Genomic DNA, 6,263 nt, shown 5'->3' with positions numbered 1-6,263 from the left:
GCTCTGTCATGAAGCTCTGGCAGAAACGCATGATCTCTCCGTCGCTCTTGCCCTTGGGGTCGAAGTCGGAACCGCCCTTACCGCCGCCCATGGGGAGTGTTGTAAGGCTGTTCTTGAATACCTGCTCGAAACCGAGGAACTTGATGATTCCGAGATATACTGAAGGGTGAAGTCTGATACCGCCCTTGTAAGGTCCGATAGCAGAGTTGAACTGGATTCTGAAGCCTCTGTTTACCTGTACCTTGCCGTTGTCGTCAACCCAAGGAACACGGAACATGATCTGTCTCTCAGGCTCAACTATTCTGTCGAATACGCCTGCATCGATAAGGTCCTGTCTCTTCTCTGCAACAGGCTGGAGAGTTTCAAGGACCTCTGTTACAGCCTGGATGAACTCAGGCTCGCCCGGATTTCTTTTCTTAACTGTTTCTAATAAATCGATAAGATACTGATTTTTTAACGCCATTGTTAAAAAACCTCCTTTGTTAAATTCTGCGGATATCGCAGTCCATTATTGATTATAACACTACATTACGCATTTTGCAATACCTTAAAGCGGTGAATTTTTAATTTTTCTTTAATTTGTGTCCACTGCACAAATCGGGTACGGATTTTTTGTCTATATTTTCCATATTTTTGTAGGACTTCATAATTATCATACTTCGCTTTTGTGAGATATGGTTTACAGCGCGAAGCGCTTAGAACTCAGAACTAAGAACTAAGGATGCGGGCGGATAATATCCGCCCCTACATTATTATTTTGCGGAACGCCGAGGGCGGCGTTCCCTACAGACATTATAATCACTAATCTCTAATCACTAAAAAAAGCTGATTTTGTATTGATTTTTTTACAGAAATAATGTATAATATCCATATAGCAGGAATGTATAATGAGAGGGAAATCATTATATAAGGAGGCTTTGCTTATGCTTAAAGCCATTTGCTCTGCAAAGGAGCTGACGGATAACAGCTACTATGACTGCGTAAGCGATATAATAGAAAGCAGGCAGATACAGGAGCTCAAATCCATACGTCATCATGTCTCCACTACCCGTTTTCAGCATTGCATCAATGTTTCCTATTACAGCTATATAGTTTGCAGGAAGTTCAGTCTCAACGCCCGTTCGGCTGCAAGGGCAGGACTTATGCACGATCTTTTCTATTACGACCGCAAAGAGTACAATTCCAAAAAGACAAAGGGGCAGGCGTCCCACAGCAGAAAGCACTCGCTGGAGGCCTGTGCCAACGCTGCGGAGATAACCGCTATCACAAAGCTCGAACGGGATATGATAGAAAAGCATATGTGGCCCATTACAAGGTCCAAGCCCGGCTATAAGGAGACATACGTAATCACTTTCATAGACAAGTACTGCGCCGTTCTGGAATTCTTCGTACCCAGAGTACAGAGAATGATCCGCAGAAAAACGCAGTAACATATATTTAACGGAGGTCACACCACAATGAAGATCGAAACAAAATGCCTGCACGCAGGCTACACCCCAAAGAATACAGAGCCGAGAGTAGTTCCCATAGTTCAGAGCACTACTTATGTATACGACTCAACGGACGACGTTGCTGCTGTATTCGATGATCCTACAAAGAGCCTTATCTATTCACGCTTTGAGAACCCCACGGTCATGGCTGTCGAGGAAAAGATCAACGCCCTCGAAGGCGGCGTCGGAGCTATGTGTACCTCCAGCGGTCAGGCAGCTTCTCTTCTCTCGCTGCTCAATATCCTCAAGGCAGGAGACAGCTTCATATCTGCCGCTACTATCTACGGCGGCACCGTAAATCTCTTCGCTTTCACACTGAAGAAGCTGGGCATCGAGTGCATATTCGTTGACGCCGATGCTCCCGAGGAGGAGATACAGGCAGCCTTCAAGCCCAACACAAAGGCTGTATTCGGCGAAACTCTCGCAAATCCCGCACTTTCCGTATTCGATATCGAAAAGTTTGCAAATATAGCCCACAAGAACGGTGTTCCGCTCATTATCGACAATACCTTCCCGACTCCTATCCTTTGCAGACCTTTTGAGCACGGCGCTGATATAATCGTACACTCTACCACAAAGTACATGGACGGCCATGCAGTACAGGGCGGCGGAGTTATCATCGACTCGGGCAACTTCGACTGGACAAACGGCAAATTTCCCGAGTTCACAGAGCCCGACGAGAGCTACCACGGAACGATCTACACAAAGGCTTACGGCAAGGCTGCCTACATCATCAAGGCAAGAATGCAGCTCATGAGAGACTTCGGCTGCTATCCCTCGGCTCAGTCGGCTTTCTATCTCAATCTCGGACTTGAAACACTTCCTATCCGTATGAGACAGTACTGCGAGAACGCAAAGACAGTTGCAGAGTTCCTCGAAAGCAATGACAAGGTAGAGTCTGTAAACTACCCCGCACTTGCAGGAAACAAGTACCATGAGCTTGCAAAGAAGTACCTCCCCGACGGTACAAGCGGCGTTATCTCCTTCATCATCAAGGGCGGCAGGAATACAGCCGTAAAGTTCATGGATTCACTCAAGCTTGCTTCAAACGAGGTACACGTTGCTGATATCCGCACCTGTGTTCTGCACCCCGCAAGCGCTACTCACCGTCAGCTCACCGACGAGCAGCTGGTTGCCTGCGGCATAAACGGCGGTCTTATCAGACTTTCAGTAGGACTTGAAAATGTCGATGATATCCTCGACGACCTCAAGCAGGCTTTCGCTGCTATATGAAAAGGTAAGATATCATGAAGACACTGATAGTATATTTCTCACAGACGGGCTTCACGCAGAAATACGCCGAATGGCTGGCAGAAGCCCTCGGCGGCACGACTCTCACGATGAAGGAAGCTTCCAAAAAGGACGACAGCTTCTTCAATGACTTTGATGCCATTATCTTCGGAAGCTGGCTGTCTATGGAAAAAATAGCCAAGGCAGACTGGTTCACATCAAGGATAGACAAGTGGAAGTGCAAGAAGCTTGCCATATTCGGCGTGGGAGCAAGTCCTGCAGAATACTCGGGCATACAGGGCCTGCTCGACAAGACTCTTACCGAGGAGCAGAGAAAGTACGCAAAGGCTTTCTACTGCGTCGGCGGTCTCTCATACGAAAAGATGTCCCTCGGTTCAAAAATGCTCATGAAGGCCTTCGCGGCAATGCTCAAGGGCAAGAAGAACAAGACCGAGGCAGATGAGGCAATGATCAAGCACGTTGCTTCTTCCTGCGACTATACGGACAAAAAGTACATCGAGCCCATCGTGGCTTACATAAACGGCTGAAAAAAGCAGGCAGATACTTGTGCGTATCTGCCTGCTGCTTTTTTATATATCATTCAACTCTTGTAAGAGTATCCGTTTTCTTTGAATCGGTGATAGTGAGCGTATCGCCGTTTATTGTGTAGTCTCCCGACAAAGCAGCTCCGTCGCTGTTGAATATTGACGAAGAGCCCGAGATATTTAGCTTTTTATCGTCGATAGTGTATGTGAAGATGTTATTGAAGATCAACTCACTGTGAGGTCCGTCAAAGTTCAGAGTGATATCGAGAGGCTTGCCGTTCTGCTCGGTCTCCTCTTTCATGCTGTCTGCAAAGTTATCGTAAAGCTTTCCGCCCTCAAGGCTGTACTTTCCGTAGTAGCCGTCGTTACCGCCGAGCTTCTTCATTACGAGGATCTTCTCACCCATTACATCTACCGTAACGGTGTCACCCTCCTCCTTGACGTAATCATTTGATATTACAGAACCGCCAAGGCTGAATCCCTCGTCCTCAAAATGGAACATGGATGAGGAGTCTTCGTACATGGAACCGTTTCCGTTCTCATGGAAGATAAGTCCCGCGCTTTCGACTTCCTGATTGTCAACGCCGCTCAGAGCCCACTTTCCGACAATATCGGCAGTTTTCTTCTTGCCCTTTGCACTGTCGGATTTGCTGCCGCATGATACTAAAGCGCATACCGCAAGCGAACAGGCAGCTATTGACGTAATAATTTTCTTCATAAAAAGACCTCCATAGGATCGTTATTATTACAAACAACTATAGTTTACGCAGGTAATTTCCGATTTTCGGGGTATTTTCGCTTTTTGCCGAAAGATCATATCCCTGCAACATGGTACATTATATCACGGAGCTTTTATGATTGCAATAGAAATACAAAAAAGTCGCCGAATTGCAGTCATTATTCATCTCTTTTCCAAAGAAAAGCAGTCATTTTGAACAATAAAACGGGGTGTACAGCTTGACACACGAGTTTTTTTATGTTAAAATCAGGTCGTAAAACGCAGCTTTCTGCTGCACGGAACAGGAGTTGACTATGAAAGCTTTAAAAATACTGGCAGCAGCTGCTATCCTCCTTGCTTCTGTGCCGTTTTCGGCATATGCGGGCAGCAGCTCAAAATCAGACTTCAACAGTGACGGTACAGTTGATATATTTGACATGATAAGTGCAAGAAAAAAGGGCGCCTCCGCAGAGGAGCTCCGCACACTGGCAGACTTTCTCCTCGGAAACGAGACCGAAGCTCCCGCTGAAAACGGCTATGAGCTCATATGGAGCGACGAGTTTGACGGAGACAGGCTTGACGAGAGCAAGTGGTCCTGCGAGCTCGGAAACTGGAAGCTTGACGACAGCGGAAATTATGTCACCAACGGCTGGGGAAACAATGAACAGGAGTTCTACACCTCGCAGAATACCGCAGTAAAGGACGGCATCCTCACCATTGTTGCCCGAAAGGAGAGCCTGACGGACGAAAAGCAGGGCAGCTACGACTACACCTCCGCACGTATAAACACTCAGCATAAATTCTCGGTATGCGGCGGCAGGATAGAAGTACGCGCAAGGTGCGACTCGGGACGATCGCTGTGGCCTGCTATATGGATGCTCCCCGAGGACAGTGCTTACGGCGGCTGGGCTTCATCGGGCGAGATAGACATAATGGAGGGCTGGGGCAGCACTCCTGAAAAGATATGCGGAACCATACACTTCGGCGGTGCATGGCCTGCAAACACCTACCTCACCAACGATTTCAATTTCTCGGACGGCGACGGCACACAGAACTGGCATACCTACAGCGTGGAATGGGAGCGCGGCGAGATACGCTGGTATGTTGACGATATCCTCTACAGCACCCAGTCTGAATGGTACTCCGAGGGCTTCAGCTATCCTGCACCCTTTGATCAGAACTTCTACGTGATACTCAACCTTGCGGTCGGCGGACACTTTGATGGTATAGACGGTATCTACGCCGATCCTGCCACATTTGCCGACGGAGAAAAGCACTTTGACATCGACTATGTCCGTGTCTACGACAAAAAGGGCTCCGATTTCGTTCCCACAGAGATGACCTCCCTTTCTCTCGATAATTATATCGAGGGAGCCGAGGCTTCCGTAGCCAACAAAGAGGGCTGCACAGTTGTGGATATACAGAATGCTGGAGAGCTCGAATACGCAGTAATGGGACTTCTCCGCGCGAGAGAGGTCAAAGCAGGCGAAAAGCACACCCTCTCATTTGATGTGAGCTCTACAGTACCGAGAAATATGGTAGTAACAGCCGAGGACAGCTCCTACACGAGATATCTCAATGAAAAAGTGGAAATATCTCCCGAGAAGAAGCATTTCAGCTTCGATGTCACTTTTGAGAGCGATATGGCCGCGGATATAAAGTTCCAGCTCGGAAATATCGACAATGCCGCTTCCCTCGGAGCGCATGAGGTGACTATTTATAATATAATGTGGGATTAAAAAAAGACCGTACCATAAGGTACGGTCTTACTTTTTCAATCTTTCCTGAAAAGCTCTCTGAGGACCATTCCGCCGCCTGCTGCGACCATGCCGAACATGACAATGAATACGTATGCATTGGTTGTACGCCATCTCAGATGTGTGGTGAGCATTACGCTGAGGAGCACTATGACTATTCCTATGGAAAGCACTACCCAGCCGAATATCTTCCTGTCCATAAGGAACAGCATGGCTATTCCCGCTATTATCGGAAGCATTATAAGTCCGTTGGGAAGTCCTATGCTACCTATCCTGAAGAAATATCCTCCCAGTCCCCATGAGCTCTCGACCATGATATTCTGGAATACCATGAACAGACCGCCGCCAAGGAGAAGAAGTCCTATGAAGAAGGTCAGCAGACGATTTCCTTCACTTTTTGATGCTGAACGAGCCGAGTTCCTTGTCTCAAGGAGATCCCTGTACATTTTATCGAGCTCTTTGTCTTTTGTGTTTTTCGGCATAATACCGCCCCCCTATATCAAATTTTACAAGGATATTATAC

The 6,263-nt window shown here is 47.5% G+C and carries 7 protein-coding genes; 4 read left to right on the top strand and 3 right to left on the bottom strand.

Annotated features, from left to right (window positions below):
- On the bottom strand, positions 1 to 463 hold a 463-nt coding region (locus Q0R37_RS07905; RefSeq protein ID WP_294753118.1), incomplete at its 3' end, for a Glu/Leu/Phe/Val dehydrogenase dimerization domain-containing protein.
- 460 nt (positions 464 to 923) lie between these two features.
- On the opposite strand from Q0R37_RS07905, the gene Q0R37_RS07900 reads away from it, so the two are divergent.
- From Q0R37_RS07900 to Q0R37_RS07890, 3 genes are read left to right on the top strand one after another with little or no spacing between them, the layout of a single operon-like run.
- Complete coding sequence (locus tag Q0R37_RS07900; RefSeq protein ID WP_294753116.1) at positions 924 to 1,430, top strand: HD domain-containing protein; 507 nt, start codon at positions 924 to 926, stop codon at positions 1,428 to 1,430.
- A 27-nt stretch (positions 1,431 to 1,457) separates the two neighbouring features.
- Positions 1,458 to 2,723, top strand: a complete 1,266-nt coding sequence (locus tag Q0R37_RS07895) for an O-acetylhomoserine aminocarboxypropyltransferase/cysteine synthase family protein (protein ID WP_294753114.1) — start codon at positions 1,458 to 1,460, stop codon at positions 2,721 to 2,723.
- Between the two features lie 14 nt (positions 2,724 to 2,737).
- Positions 2,738 to 3,268 carry a flavodoxin domain-containing protein gene (locus Q0R37_RS07890; protein WP_294753113.1) on the top strand — a complete coding sequence of 177 codons (531 nt, stop codon included), beginning with the start codon at positions 2,738 to 2,740 and terminating at the stop codon, positions 3,266 to 3,268.
- 49 nt (positions 3,269 to 3,317) lie between these two features.
- Here Q0R37_RS07890 and Q0R37_RS07885 read toward each other — a convergent pair whose 3' ends face one another.
- Positions 3,318 to 3,983: a hypothetical protein gene (locus Q0R37_RS07885; RefSeq protein WP_294753111.1), complete on the bottom strand. Its 666-nt coding sequence runs from the start codon at positions 3,981 to 3,983 to the stop codon at positions 3,318 to 3,320.
- Between the two features lie 314 nt (positions 3,984 to 4,297).
- Between Q0R37_RS07885 and Q0R37_RS07880 the strand changes: the two genes are divergently transcribed.
- Positions 4,298 to 5,722, top strand: coding sequence for a glycoside hydrolase family 16 protein (locus Q0R37_RS07880; protein WP_294753109.1), 1,425 nt, complete (start codon positions 4,298 to 4,300; stop codon positions 5,720 to 5,722).
- A 35-nt stretch (positions 5,723 to 5,757) separates the two neighbouring features.
- On the opposite strand, the gene Q0R37_RS07875 is transcribed toward Q0R37_RS07880, so the two are convergent.
- Positions 5,758 to 6,222, bottom strand: a complete 465-nt coding sequence (locus tag Q0R37_RS07875) for a hypothetical protein (protein WP_294753107.1) — start codon at positions 6,220 to 6,222, stop codon at positions 5,758 to 5,760.
- Positions 6,223 to 6,263: the final 41 nt, after the last annotated feature.

The sequence above is a fragment of the uncultured Ruminococcus sp. genome (assembly GCF_946415235.1).
GTDB lineage: Bacteria > Bacillota > Clostridia > Oscillospirales > Ruminococcaceae > Ruminococcus.
The sequence above is the reverse complement of the archived record's forward strand: the minus strand, read 5'-3'. Positions and strand labels throughout refer to the sequence as shown.

Excerpts from the sequence above, each read along its gene's own strand:
- Q0R37_RS07895 (WP_294753114.1), top strand. The coding sequence starts at position 1,458 with ATGAAGATCGAAACAAAATGCCTGCACGCAGGCTACACCCCAAAGAAT.
- Q0R37_RS07900 (WP_294753116.1), top strand. The coding sequence starts at position 924 with ATGCTTAAAGCCATTTGCTCTGCAAAGGAGCTGACGGATAACAGCTAC.
- Q0R37_RS07890 (WP_294753113.1), top strand. The coding sequence starts at position 2,738 with ATGAAGACACTGATAGTATATTTCTCACAGACGGGCTTCACGCAGAAA.
- Q0R37_RS07885 (WP_294753111.1), bottom strand. The coding sequence starts at position 3,983 with ATGAAGAAAATTATTACGTCAATAGCTGCCTGTTCGCTTGCGGTATGC.
- Q0R37_RS07875 (WP_294753107.1), bottom strand. The coding sequence starts at position 6,222 with ATGCCGAAAAACACAAAAGACAAAGAGCTCGATAAAATGTACAGGGAT.
- Q0R37_RS07880 (WP_294753109.1), top strand. The coding sequence starts at position 4,298 with ATGAAAGCTTTAAAAATACTGGCAGCAGCTGCTATCCTCCTTGCTTCT.